The organism is Mycobacterium simulans (assembly GCF_900232995.1).
Lineage (GTDB): Bacteria > Actinomycetota > Actinomycetes > Mycobacteriales > Mycobacteriaceae > Mycobacterium > Mycobacterium simulans.
This window is the reverse complement of the sequence record NZ_OCVX01000024.1, coordinates 1-2,098: the sequence shown is the minus strand read 5'-3', so window position 1 is coordinate 2,098 and position 2,098 is coordinate 1. Positions and strand designations below refer to the sequence as shown.

Genomic DNA, 2,098 nt, shown 5'->3' with positions numbered 1-2,098 from the left:
CGCGGGCCCGGCGGGCGGCGGGGCCGGCGGGAGCGGCGGTAGTGCGCTGGTCTACGGAATCGGCAGCGCCATCGGGCAGGCCGGCGCGCCCGGCGGCAGTGGGGGCGCCTCCGGCGTCGGCGGGGCCGGTGGTGACGGCGGCGACGCGAGCATCTGGAACGCCTTCTCTACGGCCAGCGCGACCTCCGGCGACGGCGGCAGCGGCGGCGACGGCACCGACGGCGGGTCCGGCGGCTCCGGCGGTAGGGCGTACACCCAAGGAACCGGAACCGTCATCGCCGGCGACGGCGGCAATGGCGGCGCGGGCAGCACCGGCGGCGGCGGAGCCGGCGGCCGGGGCGGCAGTGTGGAAATCTTTGGCAACGCCTCTACGGTTGACGCTGTCGGCGGCGCCGGCGGTGCGGGTGGCACTGGCGTCGACAACGGAGGCGGCTTACTGCCCGGGGAGGGCGGGGCCGGCGGCGAGGCGCAAATCACGAGCTCCGACGCTACGGGTAACGCCATCGGCGGCAAAGGCGGCGCGGGCGGCAATGCGACCGGTGCCACCGGTACCGGCGGCGTCGGCGGCGCCGGCGGCCATGCGGTCAATAGCGGAAGCGGAGACGCCATCGGCGGCGCCGCGGGCAACGGCGGCACCGGCGCCGGGGGCGGCCGGGGCGGCACGGGCGGTTCGGCGTATAACTATGGAACCGGAAACGCCGTCGGCCACGCCGGCGCCGACGGCACCAGCGGCAGCGGGAGCTTACCCGGCCTCGCTGGCGGGTCCGGCGGGGCCGGCGGCGACGCGCTTATCTATAACAGCGCCTCCACGGCCACCGCCACCGCCGGCAATGGCGGGGCAGGTGCCTCCGGTGGTCCCTTCGGCGGGTCCGGCGGGGCCGGCGGTAATGCGTTCACCCAGGGAACCGGAAACGTCACCGCGGGCGACGGCGGAGCGGGCGGCAACGGCGGCAATGGAGGTGGCGGCAACGGCGGCAAGGGCGGAGGCGTGGAAATCAACAACGACGCCTATGCGCACGACATCGTCGGCGGCAAAGGCGGAACGGGCGGCATCGGCTTCGACAACGTTGGTCCCCTCAACGGAAACGGGGGCGACGGCGGTAGCGCGGTGATCATTAGCAGCGGCTCTACTGTTAACGCCTTCGGCGGTACCGGCGGCGCCGGCGGCAACGCCACCTTAGTTGGCGGGAGCGGCGGGGCTGGCGGGGAGGCGATTAACCATGGCCTCGGAAACGCCACCGGAGGCAACGCCGGAGCTGGAGGCGCCGCCGCCCAAGGCGGAAAAGGCGGCCAAGGCGGTTCCGCGTTCAGCTACCAAACCGGATTAGCCAACGGCGGCAACGGCGGCAATGGCGGCGGCGGCCCGCAGGTAGTAGGCGGCAAGGGCGGCAATGGCGGCAATGGCGGCGACGCCTACGCACATGTCTACCCAGACAATGCCCAGGGCGGGGCCGGCGGGGCCGGCGGGGCCGGCCATAGCACCGGTACCCCCGGCTTAGACGGCACAACCGGGCCGCTGTAACGAGCCGGGCGAAGCGTCGAGTCGCGAGAGTCAGGTCTGGCTTGAAGATCATGATCCCCCGCGCCGCAGCGAATTGAGTCAAAACCCAAAACTGTGCGACCACGTCATGGTAAGGAGGACTATCCGCATGACTTGACAATCGTCAAGACGCTAGTCAAACCGTGCTCTGGAGGCAGCGATGTCGTACGTATTGGCAGATCTGGACATGTTGGCGGCCGCCACGGGTGATGTGGCCGGCATTGCCTCGTCACTGAGCGCGGCCAACGCGGCGGCCGCCGCGTCGACCACCGCGCTAGTGGCTGCCGCCGGTGATGAGGTGTCGGCGGCCATTGCGTCGCTGTTTTCCAGTCACGGCCAGCAGTATCAGGTGCTCAGCGTCGAGGCGGCGGCCTTTCATGCGCGGTTTGTGCAGGCGCTGAATAGCGCGGGCGGTGCTTATGCGGCCGCCGAGGCGGCTAGTGCCTCGCCGTTGCAGTCTGTCGTGGATGACATCCTGGCGCTGATCAACGCGCCCACCAACCTGTTGTTGGGGCGCCCGTTGATTGGCGACGGCACCGACGGCGGGTCCGGCGGCTC

2 protein-coding genes are annotated in these 2,098 nt (G+C 71.5%); both read left to right on the top strand.

Annotated features, from left to right (window positions below; genetic code table 11):
* Positions 1-1,522, top strand: a 1,522-nt coding sequence (locus MSIMFI_RS29120; protein WP_191499909.1) for a PE-PGRS family protein, incomplete at its 5' end; no start/stop codon positions are given.
* Between the two features lie 178 nt (positions 1,523-1,700).
* Positions 1,701-2,098: PE family protein (locus MSIMFI_RS26510; RefSeq protein ID WP_191499908.1), on the top strand; the 398-nt coding region annotated here is incomplete at its 3' end.